Origin of the sequence: Thiemannella venezuelensis (genome assembly GCF_014203605.1) — a bacterium.
Classification (GTDB): domain Bacteria; phylum Actinomycetota; class Actinomycetes; order Streptosporangiales; family Streptosporangiaceae; genus Planomonospora_A; species Planomonospora_A venezuelensis.
Map to the genome: position 1 here is coordinate 163,993 of NZ_JACHJJ010000003.1, position 17,650 is coordinate 181,642.

Below are 17,650 nucleotides of genomic sequence, written 5' to 3' on the forward strand. Positions count from 1 at the left end.
TCTGTATGGTCGCGCTCATGAGGGGCTTCTACGAGATCGCCGCCGCCGACCCCGGACGCACCGCCGTCGTCGAGGGCCTCACCACCGGCGCGAGCGGCGCCACGCTGACCTACGGCGAGTTGCACGACCGCGTCAACCGGGTCTCCCACGGCCTGCTCGCCCGGGGCGTCACCCCCGGCGACACCGTGGTGACGGTCCTGCCCAACGGTGTCGACGCGGTCACGATGATGCTCGCGACCTACCAGATCGGCGCCTACCACGTCCCGGTCAACTGGCACTACACCGCCGAGGAGATCGGCTACATCATCGCCGACTGCGAGGCGCGCGCGGTGGTCAGCTCCGCCCGCTACGGCAGGGCCGTGCCCGGCGGGTTCGAGGAGGTCGGCGCCCTCGCCGCGGACCACCCCGCCACCCCGCCCCCCGGCCGCCGGGCCGGGTCGATGATGCTCTACACCTCGGGCACCACCGGCAGGCCCAAGGGCGTGCGCCGCCGGCTGATCGAGCTCAGCCCCGAGGACCTCTACCCGATCCTGATGCGCAAGAGCTGGCGGCACTTCGCGCTCCCGCCGGACGGCGTGCACCTGGTGCTCTCCCAGCTCTACCACTCCGCCCCGTACGGCCAGGCCATGATGGCGCTGCAGTACGGCCACGCGGTGGTGACGACCGAGCGGTTCGACGCCGAGGGGGTCCTGGAGCTCGTCGAGCGGTACCGGGTGAACAACGCGTTCATGGTCCCGACGATGTTCCACCGGCTGCTGGCGCTCCCCGAAGAGATCCAGAAAAAGTACGATCTGTCCTCCCTGACGCACCTCTACCACGGCGCCGCGCCCTGCCCGCCCGCCACCAAGCAGGCGATGATCGACTGGCTCGGCCCGGTGCTCTGGGAGTACTACGGCTCGACCGAGGCCGCCGTGGCCACGATGGTCTCCTCCGCCGAGTGGCTGGCCCGGCCCGGCACGGTGGGCCGGGCGATCGACGGCCTGGAGTTCACCATCGTCGGCGACGACGGCGAGGAACTGCCGCCCGGGGAACCCGGCCTGGTCTACATCGGCGGCATCAACCGCTTCGAGTACCACCGGGACCCGTCCAAGACCGCCGCGTCGATGCGCGGGCGGCTCTACACCCCCGGCGACATCGGCTACCTCGACTCCGACGGTTACCTGTTCCTCTGCGACCGCCGTACCGACCTGATCATCTCCGGCGGGGTGAACATCTACCCCGCCGAGATCGAGGCCGTGCTCCTGGAGCACCCCGCGGTCGCCGACGTCGCGGTGATCGGCGTGCCGGACGACGAGTGGGGCCACCGGGTCGTCGCCCTCGTCCAGCCCGCGCCGGGCGCCGAGCCCGGCCCGGACCTCACCGCCGCCCTGCTGGAGCACTGCTCCGGCCGGCTCGCCCGGCTCAAGCACCCCCGGGTCGTCGAGTACCGCGAGCAGCTCCCCCGCACCCCCACCGGCAAGCTGAGCCGCACCGGCCTCCGCGAGACGTATCTTTCGCCATGAGCGGGGAAGGTCTCCCCGCATGGAGAGACCACCGGCACCTCTCACGCTGCTCGCCGCCGCCGTCCTGGCGCTGGCCGGCTGCAGCCCGGTCGCGGGCCCGGACACGTCCCGTACGGCCGCCGCCTCGTCCGGCGCCACCACCCCCGCCCCCGTCACGGAGAACGACCCTCTCGCCCTGGAATCCGCCTACGAGAGGGTCATCTCCGCGGTGCTGCCGTCCATCGTGCAGATCAACACCAGCACCGGCCTGGGCTCCGGTGTCATCTACGACACCTCCGGCCACATCGTGACCAACGCCCACGTGGTGGGCCGGGCCACCGACTTCCAGGTCACCCTGGCCACCGGCGGCGCTCCCCGCCGCGCCAGGCTGGTCGAGTCCTTCCCGCTCGGCGACCTGGCCGTGATCAAGGTGGACGACCCGTCGGGCCTGCGGCCCGCGACGTTCGGCGACTCCGGCAAGCTGCGGGTGGGCCAGATCGTGCTGGCCATGGGCAACCCCCTCGGCCTGGGCAGCAGCGTGACCAACGGCATCGTCTCGGCCCTGGGCCGTACGGTGACCGAGCCCGCGGAGGCCGGTTCCCCGGGCGCCACGATCACCGGCGCCATCCAGACCTCCGCCGCGATCAACCCGGGCAACAGCGGCGGCGCGCTGGTCGATCTCTCGGGCCGGGTCATCGGCATCCCGACCCTCGCCGCCACCGTCCCCGAACTGGGCGGCGGCGCGGCTCCCGGCATCGGCTTCGCGATCCCCTCCAACACCGCGACCGACATCGCCGGCCAGATCGTCAAGACCGGCCGGGTCACCAACACCCGCCGGGCCGCCCTCGGCGTCACCGTGCAGACGGTGGCCGGTCCCGACGGCAGGCCCGCGGGGGTCGGCGTCGTGGGGGTGACCCGGGGCGGCGGCGCGGAGAAGGCGGGCGTCGAGCCCGGCGACGTGATCGTCTCGGTCGACGGCACCCGGGTCCCGACCACCCAGGCCCTGTCCGAGCTGCTGGCCTCCCTCGATCCCGGCGGGCAGGCCACCGTGGAGCTCCTGCGTCCCGACGGCTCCACCACCACCGTCACCGTCCCCCTGGGCGAGCTTCCCACCAACCCGTCGGGGTGAGCTCCGGCCTCCCCGCGCGAACCCCCCGGCGACCGATCGACACTCCGTCCCAAAAGCGGTGACACATGAAGCGATACGCGGCCGAGTTCGCCGGCACGTTCATCCTGGTCTACCTCGCCGTGGGCAGCGCCGTGTTCGGCATCGACAAGATCGGTGCCGTCGGGGTGGCCCTCGCCTTCGGCCTGGTGCTGCTGGCCCTCGCCGCCGGCATCGGGCCGGTCTCCGGCTGCCACGTCAACCCGGGGGTGACGCTGGGCATGCTGGTCGCCGGGCGCATGTCCGCGGGGGAGGCCGGCGGCTACGTCCTCTCCCAGCTGCTCGGCGGCGTCGCGGGGGCGTCCGTGCTCAAGCTGACCCTGAGCCTCGGGGAGATCACCGACCAGACGAAGGCGCTGGGCTCTAACGGCTTCGGCATGACGGTGAACAGCACCGGGGCGTTCCTCGTCGAGGCGCTGCTCACCATGACGCTCGTGCTGACCTACCTGCTGGTGACCGAGCGCGTGGCCCTCGGCCTGGCCGCCGCGCCGGCCGTCGGCCTGGCGCTGGCCGCGGTCCACCTGGTGGGCATCCCGCTCACCGGCACCTCGGTCAACCCCGCCCGCTCCCTCGGTCCCGCCCTCCTGGCGGGCGGGGAACGGCTCGAACAGCTCTGGCTGTTCCTGTCCGCCCCCCTGGTCGGCGGGGCCGCCGCGGCGCTCCTGGCCGCCGCCCTCCACCACCTCCACGGCCCCGGCGAGAACGCCCCCTGATCGGGGATCCAGAGCCGGCCCCGTGGAAGACACGGCGCTCAGGTGACGCGGTGTACCTTGACGCCATCACCCAGAAGAGGGGCCATACCACTGCATTTCAGGTTTTCGAACCGTCATCCAGCCCGAAAGAGGTTCTGGGTATGTCTAGAACCCGATATTCGGTCGCATCGTAACGATATAGTCACTTAACGTGACTCCCCTGCCGCCGCGTACCCGCCCACATCGTGACGACCCTCACGATGTCACTTTCTTCCACAGGCACTCCGACGACGACCCCACCGGAGCGATCCCCGCCAGGCAGTTCCTCGCCGCATGCCCCACCGGCGTGCGCGCCAAGTCCACCGCGGTTCTGGTGGCCGTCGCGACGGCGCCGCCATCACGTTTTTCCGGGGGCGGCTACTGGGAGGCCATGCACGGCGACGTGTCGGGTTACTTCGAAGTTCGCCTCGACGGGCCCAAGCCCGCAGGAGGGAAGGGCCGTCATCATTACCGCCTGTACTGCCTGCTGGACTACGAGGCAAAAGAGACGGACAGGCCGCTCCTCGTCGTGATCACCGGGCTCGACAAGCCTTACCGCACAGCCCTGTCTCCCGCCGACTATGCCGCGGTGCGCCGCCTCGGCGAGGAATACCTATCCCGCAACCCACGCTCGATCGCTTGAGTCTCACTATGCCGGTATCGACGTCCAGCGTCGGCCACCGCGCATCTCGGCGACCCGGCGGATCCCCTGCTCCGCCGTACAACCCGAGCGGAGAGGCTCGGTGACAGCCTGCCGATCCGCCTCCGCCAGCGGCTCCATCGAGATGCGCAGCCCCAGCGCGGCGGCCAGCACCGCGAGCGTACCGAGAGTCGGGTTGGCATTGCCCGAGGAGAACAGCCTCCGCACGGTCGCCGGCTCGGCCCCGATCGCCCGGGCCAGGTCGGCCTTGGACAGCCCGGCCGACACCCGGGCCTCCTCAAGCGCATTGACGATCTCGTCAATCGCCGTGATCTTGACCGTCTCGGCGACGTACTCGCGCAGGAACTCCGGATCCTCCAGATCCCGCTGCAGGTCCTCCCAGAAGAGACCGGACATCGATCCCACCCCCCACTCGACGTAACATATATGATACACACTTTCCTCTTCTGAACAGCGGCCTCCTCGCTGCCGTCCACCGCTCCACGGCCCCGACCAGAACGCCCCCTGAGCCTCGGACGGAAGATGCCACCGAGGAGAGACCCCGAAGATGCGGCCTGCCCAGCTGCGGCTAGTGAGCTGGTCCGGAGATCCTGTCGAGGATCTCCGGACCAGCGCTCCAACTCAGGACCAGCTCACTGGACCAGACGGGTCGCGCACCGCAGGCGCCGTCCCGTCCGCACGAGGCTCTCGGCGAACCCCTGCCGTGTACGGCCGGCGAAGCCGATGAAGAAGCGGTTGGCCAGCAGTACACCCCACCGCGTCCCCTGCGCGACGTTGAAGACCCGGTGCACGAGCAGCGCGCCCTCAGAGTGCGGTTCGACGCTCCACTCACCCCGGTACCACCAGCCACCCTGGAAGGAGATGGTATGGCCGGCGACCTCCACGGCGGAGGTATGACCGGGCAGATCCTCGACGGTGAACCGGCCGGTGCGCCGCCCGTCGGGCAGCAGCGCCCCGGCCAGGTCGTCGAAGACCGCGGCGGGCGGTGCCTCGACGATCCCGGCGACCTCGGTGATCAGTTTCTTCCCGCTCACCGCGCCGCCCCGGTGCCGGGGAGGGACGTCCTGGTGTTCTGGAAGGAGGCGAACCGCCAGCCCTCGGGTGTGCCGACTGCGGTGAAGGAGACGATCGAGGCACGATGCTCGCCTGCCAGCTCGGTGCCTCCTGCCGAGACCACCAGGACCGCCCCGTCGGCCAGCGGCTTGACCTTGGCCCGGCCGTCCGGGGCGGACATGGTGGAGCCTTTGAGCAGGCCGTCGAAGAGCCGGCGGTGCGAGGACTCGATGGCCGCCCGCCCCTCGCTGTGCATGCCGTTGAAGGTGATGTAGTCGGCGTCCTCGGTGAAGAGGGCGGCGTAGGCGGTGGCGTCGCCCGCGTTCCACGCCTCGGCGAGGCGGGTGAGCAGGCCGGTGATCTCCGTGTGCACGGACATGGCGCGATTCCTTCTGGTCGGGGCGCCTATCCTGGGGATTGCAGGTCCAGACAGGGCAGGCGCCTTGTTCGGATGTCCGGCTGCCGGGGTGTTGGCGCACCCCGGCAGCCGCTTTCTCATGGTTCGCCGAGCACCTGCGAGAGCAGGTCCTGTCTGACGGTGCCCGGCCAGTCGAGCTCTCCCGATTCCAGGCGGGCGATGATGCGCCGGACCCAGGCCAGTTCGGTCCCCTTCATCGCACGCTCGTAGTCGACCTCGATCATCAGGACGTCAGGCAGGCCGCCGTCCTCCAGGGCGCGCAGGTGAGCGTCCATCCCGGCCAGCAGTCCTTCGAGCGTCGCAGCTCTGGTGCGCAGGGCTCGCAGCGCTTCGGGCACCGGCAGGGCACCGATGAGGGAGATGGCCGCGGTGAACGTCCGGCGGTCGGGGACGGGATTCTCAAGGAGAGCGCGGAGTCTGGTCGACAGTTCCCCGCGACCCTCTTCGGTGATCTCGTAGACCGTGCGCTCCGGCCGGCGGCCCTGTCTGCCGGTCTCGACCGGCACGATCAGCTCCTCGCCTGCGAGCTTCTCGACCGCGTGGTAGAGGCTCCTGGGTAACCCCGTCACGTAGTCCTTGTGCGTATCGACGATGAAGCGGTGGAGTTCGTAGGGATGGCTGGCGCGCACCGAGAGCATGGCCAGCACGGTGAGGCCGACCAGATCGGGACGTCGCGCCATCGTGATACCTTTCGCTATATTGCATTTTGCACTATAGCGAACTTTGGGACCGACCGTCAGGCCGGCCCGAACCAGGTGCCCGGAGCCCGGTGCGGGCCGCCTCCCTCCCGTCGGCCACCGGCTCGCCGCCGACGATCCGGCAGGCGAACACCGTCGTCACGTAGTCCGGCCTCGCGGTCCTTGCGATCTGCGACAGGATCTCCGGACCGGCTCACTGGCCGCGGTCGGACATGAGGGCGTTGAGCTCGCCGAACGTCAGCTCTCCGGACAGGGCCCCGTAGGTGCCGGCGCCGTACAGCTCCCGGGCGGCCTGCCGGGCGACGGCGTAGGCGGCCACCGCGACGGAGGAGCCCGTGCTGACCCGGGCGACACCGAGGGCGGCCAGCTCCCCGACGGCCGGGGCGCCCGGCCCGGCCAGGATGTTCAGCGGCGCGCCCACCCCCTGGACCAGCGCCTCCACCGTCCCGGGGTCGGTGACGAAAGGCACGAAGATGCCGCTGGCCCCGGCGGCGAGGTAGGCGGCGGCCCGGTCCAGAGCCGCCCGGAGCCGGGTCTCCGGGTCGCCGCCCGGGTGCCCGTAGACGTCCACCCGGGCGTTGATGTAGAGCGGGATCCCCGCCGCGTCGGCGGCCGCGCGGGCCGCGGCGAGCCGGGCGGCCTGCTCCTCCACCGGCCGCAGCCCCCGGGACGCGCCGCGGACCGTGTCCTCGATGTTCACGCCCACCGCGCCCGCCTCCAGCACGCCCCGGACGGTGTCGGCGACGTCCTCGGGCTTCTCCCCGAAGCCGCTCTCGATGTCGGCGGTGACGGGGACGTCCACGGCGGCGGCGACCCCGGCCACGAGGCCGAGCGCCCGGTCCCGGTCGAGCCGGTCTCCGTCGGGCGCGCCGAGGCTCCACGCCACCCCGGCGCTGGTGGTCGCGACCGCCTTCGCGCCCGCCTCCTCCACCAGCAGCGCGCTGGCGACGTCCCACGCGTTGGCGAGGACCAGCGGCTCGCCGCCCGTGTGCAGCGAACCGAACAGAACCGCCTTGTCATGAAGAGTCGTCATATCGATCAGTAAATCAGCACACGCCGTACGAGGAGCAGCGGTTTTCGGACACAACCGGCCTAGTGACGTCCAGCGTCCCCGGGCGGTCGCCTTCTCGAGCATCCGGCGTTCCGAGAGGCCGTCACGCGAGGCGGGGCCCTCTTATAGTGGGGATATGTCCGCCACTCAAGCCGAGGTGACGATCGAGGACTTCGAGGTTCTCGACCGTGCGGCTCCCGAGCATCTCCGCGTGGAGCTGATCAACGGAAGAATCATCGTGACTCCCCCCGCAGGCGGCGACCACGACGAGGACGTCACCGAGATCGACGCCCAGGTTCGGGCGCACTATCCAGACCTCCGCACTCAAGGCGCCCGCGGTCTGGTCATCCCCGCCTACCGTGCCGGTCGCGCTATCCCCGACGGCACCGTGGCGCCCAGGGGAAACTTCCGGGGGCAGCCGGAGTGGGCGGATCCCGCCGGAGTCGTGATGCTGGTCGAGGTCACCTCCAGCGAGCCGGAGGTCGACCGGGTGGAGAAGCTGAAGGCCTACGCCGAGGCCGCCATCCCCATCTACCTCCTTGTCGACCGCGAGTTCCGCGAGGTCTCCGTGCACTGGGAGCCCGAGAACGGTCACTACACCCATACCGCCAAGACCGAGTTCGGCAAGCCCCTCGACCTGCCCGCGCCGCTCTCCTTCGCCCTCGACACCAGCGTGCTGGAGTAACGGCGCAGCCGTACCGGCGGGAGAGGGCCCGCAGCAACGCCGAAGGGGCGGCCGGGCGGCCAAGGTGCCGCTCGACCGCCCCTTCGGCGATCTGTCCCGCGCGTTTCGAACACGGGACGGGGGTGGAGGTGGCGGGAATCGAACCCGCGTCCTTCAACTCCAAGACAGGGCTTCTCCGGGTGCAGCCTGCTGTGTTTTTCTCAGCCCCGGCGTTCACGCAGGCAAGACGCCGACGGGCTCAGCCACTGTTGGATTTCCCGCTCGACCCCGTGGCCGGGTCTCGCGGTTGAGCCTCCTAGCGATGCCGGATCCGGGCCGGAGGCGCTCCCGGGCCGGCAGAGGTTTCTCGCTGCTTAGGCGGCGAGGGCCAGGTTGCCCTGGCTGACCTCGGAGTGCGTCTTATTGGCACTTATTGGTCGCGGTCACAGTGTTAACGAGGTTATGTCCGCAGTCCTCGACCCGCTTCTCCTGACTTGCAAAGCCAAAGTCGAAACCAGTCACCCCCCTGTTGAGTTGTCAACCCGCCCCCCGCGAGGAGGACCGGCGATCCGAAGATACCGGTTACAACGGCTCCGGCGCCAACTCCATTCCCGCGGAGAGGTCCAGGAGGCAAAGAATCCGGCAACGGACCGGAACATGCCGAAACCCCGGGGACGCGGCGTGTCGCACGCGTCCCCGGGGCCGACCGGCAGGGTCGAGCCGGTCCGGACGGCAGGGCCTCCCCCGAGATGAAGCCCTGATCTCATCACGGCGACTGAGTCCGCAACCCCCCGAGCGGTGCTCAGTCACTTGGAAAGACGCAGAAGAGGCGCCGCATGGTTGCTCCGGGTGATGAGAATTTTTCACAGCGTCACCTCGGGGTCGCGTCCCCGATCAGACCCCGGCCCGCAGGTTCTGGAAGAACCGGCCCGCGACGGCCGCTCCGGCGCCCGGATCGCTGCCCTCCACGAGCACGGCCACCGCCACGTCCCCCTGCCAGCCCACGAACCAGGAGAGCTGCTTGCCCTCCCGCGACACGGCGGCGGTGATTCCGTGCACCGGATCACCCGGGGCCGCCGCGGCCCGGGCGGAGCCGGAGGTCACGCCGGTCCGCATGAGGGAGCGCAGGGTGGTGACGGTCTTCTCGTCGAGCGTGACCGGGGGGACCGGTTTGCTCGGCTGCTCGGCCTCGGCCGACAGGTCCGGGGTCTTCGGATCGATGACCAGGACCGGCGGGCGCCAGGTGCCGGAGGAGACCGCCCCGGCGACCAGCGCCATGGACAGCGGGCTGACCGAGACGTTCTGCCCGGCGATCGCCCGTGCGGTGGCCGCGTCGTTGTTCAGCGGCTGCATCGAGCCGCTGAAGGACTTCAGCGGCAGCGTCCACGGCGCCCCGATGCCGAACTTCTCCGCGCCGGCGCTCAGCTCGGCCGGACCGACCAGGCGGGCCAGGGAGGCCAGCGCGGTCACGCAGGCACTGGCGAAGTTGCCCCGGAGGGTCGGCTCGCTCCCCGCCGGCGGCCCCACCTGGCGGAAGCGGGACCCGCCGACGGTCCGGTCGGCCGGGCAGGCGATCTTCTGCTTGAGATCCACCTGGGCCTTGAGCAGCCCCTCGACCGCCATGATCGAGAAGGTGGTCCCCGCGGGGAACTTCCCGGCGAGCACGTCCGTCTCCTGGTGGTACTCCCTGGTGCTGCTCACGGCCCGCACCTCACCGGTCGAGCCCTGGACCGCGACCAGCATGCCGCGCGCGCCCGTGGCCAGCGCGGAGTCGGCGGCCTGCTGGACGCGCCGGTCGAGCGTGGTGCGCACCGGCGCGGCCGTACGGCCCGGCCGCCACTTGGCGAGCTCCGCCGCCGTCTCCAGCGTCTTGAGGTCCACGGTGACCACGCTGGTCTCGGTCGAACCGGTCAGGTACTCCTGGTAGGCCTTCTGCAGGCCGTCCCTGCCGAACGTGTCCCCGGCCCGCTGCGGGCCGCCGAGCAGCAGCTCGATCTCCGGCGTGACCGCGGTGACCGTGCCGACGATCTGCTTGGGCGAGGCGGGCGCGACCGGCTGCTCGCGGATCGAGAACTGGATGCCCTCGATGGCCTCCAGCTCCGGGCGGAGCTGGGCGAACCGGGTCCGGCCGAAGGTGATCAGCGGCACCTGCATGTTGGGCACGGCCGACATGATCCGGCTCAGCAGCCGGTCCTTCGGGAAGCCCGTCACCTTGGACAGCTGCTCGCAGACCTTCTCCGGGTCGTTCAGCCTGGCCGGGATGACGCTGGCCACGTGCAGGTTGGCGAGCTCCTGCAGCGGGTCGCGGTCCTGCGCCTCGATCGGGTAGCGGTCCTCGGGTTCGACCTTCACCGCGAAACGCTGGCCCTCGCGCAGTTCGGGGTGGAGCACGCCGGGCGACCAGCGCACCTTCCACTCCCCGTCCACCAGGTGGAGCGGGAGCCTGCCGTCGTACTCCCACAGGGGGTTGTTCTCCCCGAGGTCGACCTCGGCGGCGAAGTCGGCCTGCGCCTGCTCCCCCGTACGGCGGATCCCCTTGAGCGCGAACCGGAACGAGGCCGCGTCGAGGTGGACCTTGGCGTCCTCCAGGGACTGGCGCACCTTCTGCGCGTCGCCGTCGGTGCGCCGGGCCGCCATGGTGTAGTCACCGGTCTGCCAGCCCACCAGGAAGTCGCGGACCGCCTCGTGCGCCGAGGGCTCCTCGAAGCACGCCGACAGCATGGGGGCCGTCGCCACCAGCGTGAGCGCCGCCGCGGCGGCGCGGCGAGCCCTCCCCGTCACGGTCACCTGTTCCGATGCCTGAGCTCGCGGGCCATCTCCCGCTTGGCCTGCTTCTCGGCCAGCGTCTGCCGCTTGTCCCAGTCCTTCTTCCCCTTGGCGAGGCCCAGTTCGACCTTGGCCTTGCCGTCCTTGAAGTAGAGCGAGAGCGGGACCAGGGTGAGGCCGCCCTCCTTGGTCTTGGCGACCAGCTTGTCGATCTCCTTACGGTGCAGGAGCAGCTTGCGCGTGCGCCGCGCCGCGTGGTTGGTCCACGTCCCCATGGTGTACTCGGGGATGTGGATGTTGATCAACCACGCCTCGCCGTCCTTGACCGTGGCGTACCCGTCGACGAGCGAGGCGCGGCCCAGTCGCAGCGACTTGACCTCCGTGCCCTGCAGCACGAGGCCGGCCTCGTAGGTGTCCTCGATGTGGTAGTCGTGCCGGGCACGCTTGTTCTGGGCGATGACCTTCCGCCCGGTCTCACGTGGCATGCTTCGAGCCTACCGGGACGCCTCACACCCGCAGGTAACGGCGGAGCGTGACGAACGAGGCGAGCACACAGATGAAGACGCCGATGGCCATGGTGAAACTGATCACCGAGGCGACGGTCTCCCAGGTGAGCTGGCTGTTGCCCAGGTATCCCTGCATCCCGTCGAAGAGGAACACCTTGGTGACGATCAGCAGGACCGCCGCCATCACGCCGCCGATCAGGCCGGCGATGACGCCCTCCATCACGAACGGGAGCTGGATGTAGAGGTTCGAGGCGCCGACCAGCCGCATGATGCCCGTCTCACGCCTCCGGTTGTAGGCCGAGAGCCGGACCGTGTTGCCGATCAGCAGGGTGGCGGCGATCACCAGGAAGCCGGCGATCACCAGGGCGAACCCGCGGATCTTCTCCATCAGCCCGAAGAAGTTCTCCAGGAGCTTCTTCTGGTTGACCACGTTGGAGACCCCCGCGGCGCCCTCCAGGGACTCGATCACCGCACCGTAGGTGTCGGGATCCTTGAGCTTGACCCGGAACGACTCGGGCATGTCGTCGACCTGGATCGCCGCGAGCAGCACGGTGTTGCTGGCGTACTGCACCTTGAAGTTCTCGTAGGCCTTGGCCGCGTCCTCGAACTCGACCTTCTCGACCTGCTCCATGCCCTCGATCTGCGCCCTGAGCGCGGCCTGCTCCTCCTGGTCGACGCCGCCGCTGCCCTTGCACTTGGGGAACGGGTCGTTCTTCTTGCACAGGAAGACCGAGACCTCGACCTTGTCCGCCCAGTAGTCCTTCATGCCGGAGATCTGAGAGCTGACCATCAGACCGATACCCAGCAGCGCCATGCCGATCGCCACCGTCACGATGACCGCGATGGTCATCGTGAGGTTACGGCGGAGGCCGATCCAGACCTCGGAGAAGATGAAGTTTGCCCGCATGTTCTTCCTGTCGCTCTCGCCGATCCCGGTTCAGTACGCCTGGCCGTACACGCCACGCGACTGGTCTCGGACGATCTTTCCGTCCTCCAGTTCCACTACGCGCTTGCGCATGGAGTCGACGATGGCCGCGTCGTGCGTGGCCATGACGACGGTGGTGCCCGTCCGGTTGATCCGGTCGAGCACCTTCATGATGCCGATGCTCGTCGCCGGGTCGATGTTCCCGGTCGGCTCGTCGGCCAGCAGGATCATCGGCCGGTTGACGAACGCGCGGGCCATCGCGACCCGCTGCTGCTCGCCTCCGGACAGCTCGTCGGGCATCCGGTGGGCCTTGCCCTCCAGGCCGACGAGCTCGACGACCTCGGGCACGACCTTGCGGATGAACCGCCGGGGCTTGCCGATGACCTCCAGGGCGAACGCCACGTTCTCGTAGACGTTCTTGTTCGGCAGGAGCCGGAAGTCCTGGAACACGCAGCCGATCCGGCGACGCAGGTGCGGCACCTTGAAGTTGGACAGTCGGGCGAGATCCTTGCCGGCCACATGGATCGCGCCCGAGTTGGGGCGCTCCTCCTTGAGGACCAGGCGGAGGAAGGTCGACTTCCCGGACCCCGAGGGGCCGACGAGAAACACGAACTCGCCCTTGTCGACGTCGACGCTGACGTGGTCCAACGCGGGCCGGTTCTGGTTCGCGTAGACCTTGGTGACATTATCAAAATGGATCACGGGCGCATCACGGCATGTCAGTCTAGGGGTTAGGACGGTCGCGGTGGTGGCAGAGGACCACTTCCCGCCTCTCGCCGGCCGGGGGGCGCCGATCTTTACCTCGATCGACGTTCCGGTTGGCCGGAGCCCAGTCTAGGGGGAAGACTGGCATGGAAGGTCCATAACGGAAACAAAACGATTCGGCGCCCGGTAACGACCGCATAAAGTGGTTACGAATCCGAAGGCGAGGACACGATGAGCTGTGATGATCTGGTCTGCGCGCGGTGCGCGCACCCCGTCGCGGAGGGCCGCTGCCCCCTGTGCCGGGCCAACCGCGACCGCATGCACCACGGCGGCCTGGGCGGGATGACTCCCGCCCTCGTCTCCCTGGCGCTTATCACGCTGTTCTTCCTCACGCTGGCCCTCAAGCACCTCACGGGGACCTGAGCGGGCCCCCGGAAGGTTTCAGGCGCCCTCGCCCGCCTCCTGGCGGCGGGTCCAGCGGATCTCGGCCTCGATGAACTCGTCGAGGTCGCCGTCCAGCACCGCGCTCGGGTTGCCCGCTTCGGTGCCCGTCCGCAGGTCCTTCACGATCTGGTACGGGTGCAGCACGTAGTTGCGGATCTGGGTGCCCCACGAGGTGGTGGCCTCACCCCGGATCTCGCTCAGCGCCGCCGCCTCCTCCTGCCGCTTGCGCTCCAGCAGCTTGGACTGCAGGACCGCCATGGCGGTCGCCTTGTTCTGCAGCTGGGAGCGCTCGTTCTGGCAGGAGACCACGATGCCGGTGGGCAGGTGGGTGAGGCGGACCGCCGAGTCGGTGGTGTTGACGCCCTGGCCGCCGGGACCCGAGGACCGGTAGACGTCGACCCGCAGGTCGTCCTCGTTGATGTCGATGTGGTCGGTCGTCTCGACGACGGGGACCACGTCCACGCCCGCGAAGGAGGTCTGGCGGCGGCCCTGGTTGTCGAACGGGCTGATCCGGACCAGCCGGTGGGTGCCGTGCTCGCCGCGGAGGGTGCCGTAGGCGTAGGGGGCCTTGACCGTGAAGGTCGTCGACTTGATCCCGGCCTCCTCGGCGTAGGAGGTCTCGTAGATCTCCGTCGGGTAGCCCTTGCGCTCGGCCCAGCGGATGTACATCCGCTGGAGCATCTGCGCCCAGTCCGCGGCGTCCACGCCGCCGGCCTGGGACTGGATCGTGACGACCGCCTCCCGGGCGTCGTACTCGCCCGAGAGCAGGGTGCGGACCTCCAGGGCGCCGATGTCGCCCCTGAGGGCCGCCAGCTCCCGGTCGGCCTCCTCGCGGGTGTCGGGATCGTCCTCGGCCTCGGCGAGCTCGTAGAGGACGGACAGGTCCTCCAGCCGCTGCCCGAGGGTCTCGATCCTGTTGACCTCGCCCTGCAGATAGGAGAGCTTGCTGGTGACCTTCTGGGCCCGCTCCTGGTCGTTCCAGAGGTCGGGCGCGGCCGCCTGGTCCTCCAGCTCCTCGATCTGCTTGCGTACGGCGTCGAGGTCCAGCACGTCCTGAATGCTGTTCAGCGTGCCGGTAAGCTCGTTGATCTCTTCTGCCGGATCGTTGAGTGCCACGTCTGTAAAGGGTACGCGACCGCCACACCCCGTTGTGTACGGCTCGGGCCCGCGCCGTGGCTAGGCTTGGCGCCGCGGCGGGCACCGCCGGGAGAGAGGCCATCGGGAGGCGAGGGTGCGAGGAAACGGGCGACGGGGTCTGCTCGCGCTCGCGCTCGCCCTGACCGCCGCGGCCGCGGCCTGCTCCTCCGGGGACGGCGCGGCCCCGGAGCGGAGCCCCGCGGCCGCCGGTTCGACCCCCGTCCCGGCCGCCGCCCGCCCGCAGGTCACCCTCGCCGAGGCCGCCGCGGCGCTGAAGGACGTCCTGTCCGCCGACGAGGTCCTGGGCTCCGCCTCCCCCCGGCTGCCCGCCGACCGCAACCACCTGCTCAGGCAGGCCGCCGACGGGCACCTCGCCCTGCTCCAGGCCGCCCTGGGCAGGTCCGGCGAGGACCTGCCCGGCCACACCTGGGGTGAGCCGCGGCTGCTGGTCCCCCGGCTGGAGCGGGGCCCCCTCTGGTTCGCCGCCGTCGTGGACCGCCGCGACGGCGACGGGGAGAGCCGCTCCGCGGTGCTGACGGTGACCGGGCAGGGCGGGAAGGACTGGCGGATCAGCTCCCTCTCCCTGCTGGACTCCGCGCTCCCCGAGATCGCGCTGGACGCCGAGGGCTACGCCACCGCCCTGGGCGAGGACGACCCCGGCGTGCAGATCAGCCCGCGGCTGATGGCGCCGCTCCACGCGACCACGGCGGAGGAGGGCTCGGCGGGGTTCGCCGCCGGGCTGATCGCCGAAGGCCCGCACACCACCGCGCACGCGACCGAGATCACCGCCACCCGCGCGGCGGAGAAGGGCGGCTGCCTCGGCTACGGCTCGATCTTCGCCGCGGCCGGCTACCCGGTGCACGCGCTGCGCACCGCGGACGGCGGCGCCCTGATCATGTACTCCCTGATCAGGACGACGACCTGGACGGCCAAGGTCTACCCCTGCGGGGAGCTCAGGGCGAAGGTGCCCGAGGGCCGGGAGCCCGACGCCGCCCCGCTGGAGGAGGTCCGCACCGTGGAGACGCAGCAGTACGTGAGCACGGTCCCGCCGAAGACCAGCCGCGAGCTCGCCCGGATCATCGGCTACGCCGGCGGCATCACCAAGGTCACCAGCTCCTGACGCCCGTCGCGCTCACCGCGTGCGGGACGGACGGTTCTCAGCCGCGCGCCGCGAAGGTGCCCTCCCTGCGGATCGTCTGCCAGCCCAGGCGCACCCCGAGCACGGCGGTCGCCACCGACTGGATGACCACCAGGTACATCAGCTGCCGGTAGACGAACTGCTGCAGGGGCAGGGCCCACAGCACCGAGGCCCGTTCCCGGTCCAGCCGCAGCGCGTACCAGCCGCTGAACGCCTGCAGCAGCACGAATCCCGCCCATACCGCCACCACCGGCAGCGGGTCCCCCACCGCCACGTGGTAGGCGGCCATGATGTCCACGACCGGCGCCAGCAGCGGCAGCAGTACCTGGAAGAGCGCCAGGTAGCCCAGGCACCGGCGGCCGAACGGGCCCTCCGCGATCGCGTGGCGGTGCTTCCACATCGCCTGCAGCGTGCCGTAGCACCACCGGTAGCGCTGCCGCCAGAGCTGCCCGAGCGAGGTCGGCGCCTCGGTCCAGGCCAGCGCGCCCTCCTCGTAGACCACCTGCCAGCCGGCCCGGCGGATCGCCATGGTCAGGTCGGTGTCCTCGGCCAGGGTGTCGGCGCTGACTCCCCCGGCCTCCCGCAGCGCCGAGCGCCGGAACGCCCCGATCGCCCCGGGCACGGTGGGCATGCAGCCCAGCATGTCGAAGGCGCGGCGGTCGAGGTTGAAGCCGATGACGTACTCGATGTGCTGCCAGCGTCCGATCACACCGCGGCGGTTGCCCACCTTCGTGTTGCCGCTGACCGCTCCCACGGCCGGGTCCGCGAGCGGCCGGACCAGGTGGCCGATGGTGGCGGGCTCGAAGACGGTGTCGCCGTCCACCATGACCAGGATGTCGTGCGAGGCGCAGGCGATGCCGGTGTTGAGCGCGGCGGGCTTGCCGCCGTTCTCCCGGCGGATCACCCGCACTCCGGGCAGGCCGAGGGAGGCGGTGATGGCGGCGGTGCGGTCGGAGGAGCCGTCGTCGACGACGATCACCTCCAGTCCGCCGGGGTGGCCGGTCCTCACCAGCGAGCGCACGGTCGCCTCGATGCCGGCCTCCTCGTTGTAGGCGGGGACGATCACGGTGACGGGAGGCGGTACGGGCCAGGCCGGCGTGTGCCCGGCGTGCCTCCTGCCGGCCCTTGCGTGCCGGGCGTGCATCCTGGCCAGGACGAGGAAGAGCATCAGCCGCAGCAGGGTGAGCGCCCCCGCGGCGGCCATGACCCACACCATCGCCGTGGCGAAGGCGCCCGCCGCGCGCTGGGCGAGCCCCAGCCCGGTGCCGACGAAGCGCTCCATGTCACCGGCCGGAGTGTGGGCGGAGGGCATGCCGATGGCGGAGGTGAGCGTCACCGCCCGGTACCCCTGCGCGGTGAGCCGGGTGAGCAGCCGGTCGACCGCGGCGACCGTCTGGCCGCGGTCGCCGCCGGAGTCGTGCATCATGACCACCGCTCCTCTGCCCCGGCGGGGGAGGGCCGATCGCACGATCCGCCCGGTGCCGGGCCTGGCCCAGTCCTCGGTGTCCAGGTCGGTGAGCACGACGAGGTAGCCCTCCTCCGCCATGACACGCATCGCCCGCAGCTGGGCGCCGGTGAGGGCGGCCGGCGAGGAGAAGTACGGCGGGCGGACCAGGCGGGTGTGCACGCCCGCGGCGCCGGCCAGCGCCTTCTGGGTCAGCGACAGCTCCAGCCGGAGCCGCCAGTCCGGCACGGCGGCGGGATCGGCGTGCGCGTAGGTGTGGTTGCCGATCTCGTGCCCCCCGGCGATGATCCTCCGGGTCAGCTCGGGGTTCTCCGCGATCCGGGCGCCGACGGCGAAGAAGGTGGCCTTGGCACCGTGCTTGGCGAGCACGGCGAGCAGTTCCGGCGTCCACCGCGGATCCGGGCCGTCGTCGAAGGTGAGGGCCACCGTACGGGCCGGGAGGCGGACGCTGTCCGGCTCGCCGCCGGTGAGGTTGATCACGGGTCCGCCGCGCCGTACCCGGTCGAGCTCCGCCGAGGGCCGGTCGGCGGGGACGGGCGCGGCACGCGTCTCGCCCACCGCGTTCGTGGTGTAACCGTTGAGGAGCAGTGCTCCCGCCGTCAGCACGGCGCCGGCCGCGACCACGAGCCAGTGCCCTCGCGG

At 70.7% G+C, this 17,650-nt stretch carries 18 protein-coding genes and 1 other RNA gene; 7 read left to right on the top strand and 12 right to left on the bottom strand.

Annotated elements, in window-relative coordinates:
• The first annotated feature begins 17 nt into the window (after positions 1–17).
• From FHS22_RS06380 to FHS22_RS06395, 4 genes are all read left to right on the top strand, one after another.
• Positions 18–1,502 carry an AMP-binding protein gene (locus FHS22_RS06380; protein ID WP_184939268.1) on the top strand — a complete coding sequence of 495 codons (1,485 nt, stop codon included), beginning with the start codon at positions 18–20 and terminating at the stop codon, positions 1,500–1,502.
• Between the two features lie 19 nt (positions 1,503–1,521).
• Complete coding sequence (locus FHS22_RS06385) at positions 1,522–2,610, top strand: S1C family serine protease (RefSeq protein WP_184939270.1); 1,089 nt, start codon at positions 1,522–1,524, stop codon at positions 2,608–2,610.
• A 65-nt stretch (positions 2,611–2,675) separates the two neighbouring features.
• Positions 2,676–3,359: an aquaporin gene (locus FHS22_RS06390; protein ID WP_184939271.1), complete on the top strand. Its 684-nt coding sequence runs from the start codon at positions 2,676–2,678 to the stop codon at positions 3,357–3,359.
• A 190-nt stretch (positions 3,360–3,549) separates the two neighbouring features.
• The gene (locus FHS22_RS06395) at positions 3,550–4,020 is read left to right on the top strand and encodes a hypothetical protein (RefSeq protein WP_221473303.1); all 471 of its coding nucleotides are present in this window, start codon (positions 3,550–3,552) and stop codon (positions 4,018–4,020) included.
• Between the two features lie 6 nt (positions 4,021–4,026).
• On the opposite strand, the gene FHS22_RS06400 is transcribed toward FHS22_RS06395, so the two are convergent.
• From FHS22_RS06400 to FHS22_RS06420, 5 genes are all read right to left on the bottom strand, one after another.
• Positions 4,027–4,434: a helix-turn-helix domain-containing protein gene (locus FHS22_RS06400; protein WP_184939273.1), complete on the bottom strand. Its 408-nt coding sequence runs from the start codon at positions 4,432–4,434 to the stop codon at positions 4,027–4,029.
• Between the two features lie 236 nt (positions 4,435–4,670).
• The gene (locus FHS22_RS06405) at positions 4,671–5,072 is read right to left on the bottom strand and encodes a hypothetical protein (RefSeq protein ID WP_184939275.1); all 402 of its coding nucleotides are present in this window, start codon (positions 5,070–5,072) and stop codon (positions 4,671–4,673) included.
• The gene (locus tag FHS22_RS06410) at positions 5,069–5,470 is read right to left on the bottom strand and encodes an SgcJ/EcaC family oxidoreductase (RefSeq protein WP_184939277.1); all 402 of its coding nucleotides are present in this window, start codon (positions 5,468–5,470) and stop codon (positions 5,069–5,071) included. The genes FHS22_RS06405 and FHS22_RS06410 overlap by 4 nt, the downstream gene beginning before the upstream one ends.
• 116 nt (positions 5,471–5,586) lie before the next feature.
• On the bottom strand, positions 5,587–6,189 hold the full coding sequence (locus tag FHS22_RS06415; RefSeq protein WP_184939279.1) for a PadR family transcriptional regulator: 603 nt from the start codon (positions 6,187–6,189) through the stop codon (positions 5,587–5,589).
• A gap of 211 nt (positions 6,190–6,400) precedes the next feature.
• The gene (locus tag FHS22_RS06420) at positions 6,401–7,240 is read right to left on the bottom strand and encodes an isocitrate lyase/PEP mutase family protein (RefSeq protein WP_184939280.1); all 840 of its coding nucleotides are present in this window, start codon (positions 7,238–7,240) and stop codon (positions 6,401–6,403) included.
• 154 nt (positions 7,241–7,394) lie between these two features.
• Between FHS22_RS06420 and FHS22_RS06425 the strand changes: the two genes are divergently transcribed.
• On the top strand, positions 7,395–7,943 hold the full coding sequence (locus FHS22_RS06425) for a Uma2 family endonuclease (RefSeq protein WP_184939282.1): 549 nt from the start codon (positions 7,395–7,397) through the stop codon (positions 7,941–7,943).
• A 120-nt stretch (positions 7,944–8,063) separates the two neighbouring features.
• On the opposite strand, the gene ssrA is transcribed toward FHS22_RS06425, so the two are convergent.
• The 5 genes from ssrA to ftsE all read right to left on the bottom strand — a co-directional run bounded on the left by ssrA (position 8,064) and on the right by ftsE (position 12,821).
• Positions 8,064–8,448, bottom strand: a transfer-messenger RNA (tmRNA) gene (ssrA, locus tag FHS22_RS06430).
• Between the two features lie 368 nt (positions 8,449–8,816).
• On the bottom strand, positions 8,817–10,703 hold the full coding sequence (locus tag FHS22_RS06435) for a penicillin-binding transpeptidase domain-containing protein (protein WP_184939283.1): 1,887 nt from the start codon (positions 10,701–10,703) through the stop codon (positions 8,817–8,819).
• A 2-nt stretch (positions 10,704–10,705) separates the two neighbouring features.
• Positions 10,706–11,173 carry an SsrA-binding protein SmpB gene (gene smpB, locus FHS22_RS06440; RefSeq protein WP_184939285.1) on the bottom strand — a complete coding sequence of 156 codons (468 nt, stop codon included), beginning with the start codon at positions 11,171–11,173 and terminating at the stop codon, positions 10,706–10,708.
• A 22-nt stretch (positions 11,174–11,195) separates the two neighbouring features.
• Entirely contained in the window at positions 11,196–12,101 is a 906-nt protein-coding gene (ftsX, locus tag FHS22_RS06445) for a permease-like cell division protein FtsX (RefSeq protein WP_184939287.1), read from the bottom strand.
• Between the two features lie 30 nt (positions 12,102–12,131).
• Positions 12,132–12,821 (bottom strand): cell division ATP-binding protein FtsE, encoded by a 690-nt coding sequence (gene ftsE, locus FHS22_RS06450; RefSeq protein ID WP_184939289.1) that lies wholly within the window; start codon positions 12,819–12,821, stop codon positions 12,132–12,134.
• 234 nt (positions 12,822–13,055) lie between these two features.
• Here ftsE and FHS22_RS06455 point away from each other — a divergent pair, with 234 nt between their 5' ends.
• The gene (locus tag FHS22_RS06455) at positions 13,056–13,247 is read left to right on the top strand and encodes a hypothetical protein (protein WP_184939290.1); all 192 of its coding nucleotides are present in this window, start codon (positions 13,056–13,058) and stop codon (positions 13,245–13,247) included.
• An 18-nt stretch (positions 13,248–13,265) separates the two neighbouring features.
• Here FHS22_RS06455 and prfB read toward each other — a convergent pair whose 3' ends face one another.
• On the bottom strand, positions 13,266–14,384 hold the full coding sequence (gene prfB / locus FHS22_RS06460) for a peptide chain release factor 2 (RefSeq protein WP_184939292.1): 1,119 nt from the start codon (positions 14,382–14,384) through the stop codon (positions 13,266–13,268).
• A gap of 115 nt (positions 14,385–14,499) precedes the next feature.
• Between prfB and FHS22_RS06465 the strand changes: the two genes are divergently transcribed.
• On the top strand, positions 14,500–15,525 hold the full coding sequence (locus FHS22_RS06465; RefSeq protein ID WP_184939294.1) for a DUF8094 domain-containing protein: 1,026 nt from the start codon (positions 14,500–14,502) through the stop codon (positions 15,523–15,525).
• A gap of 37 nt (positions 15,526–15,562) precedes the next feature.
• Here the strand turns inward: FHS22_RS06465 and FHS22_RS06470 are convergent, their stop codons facing one another.
• The gene (locus FHS22_RS06470) at positions 15,563–17,632 is read right to left on the bottom strand and encodes a bifunctional polysaccharide deacetylase/glycosyltransferase family 2 protein (RefSeq protein WP_338047623.1); all 2,070 of its coding nucleotides are present in this window, start codon (positions 17,630–17,632) and stop codon (positions 15,563–15,565) included.
• Positions 17,633–17,650: the final 18 nt, after the last annotated feature.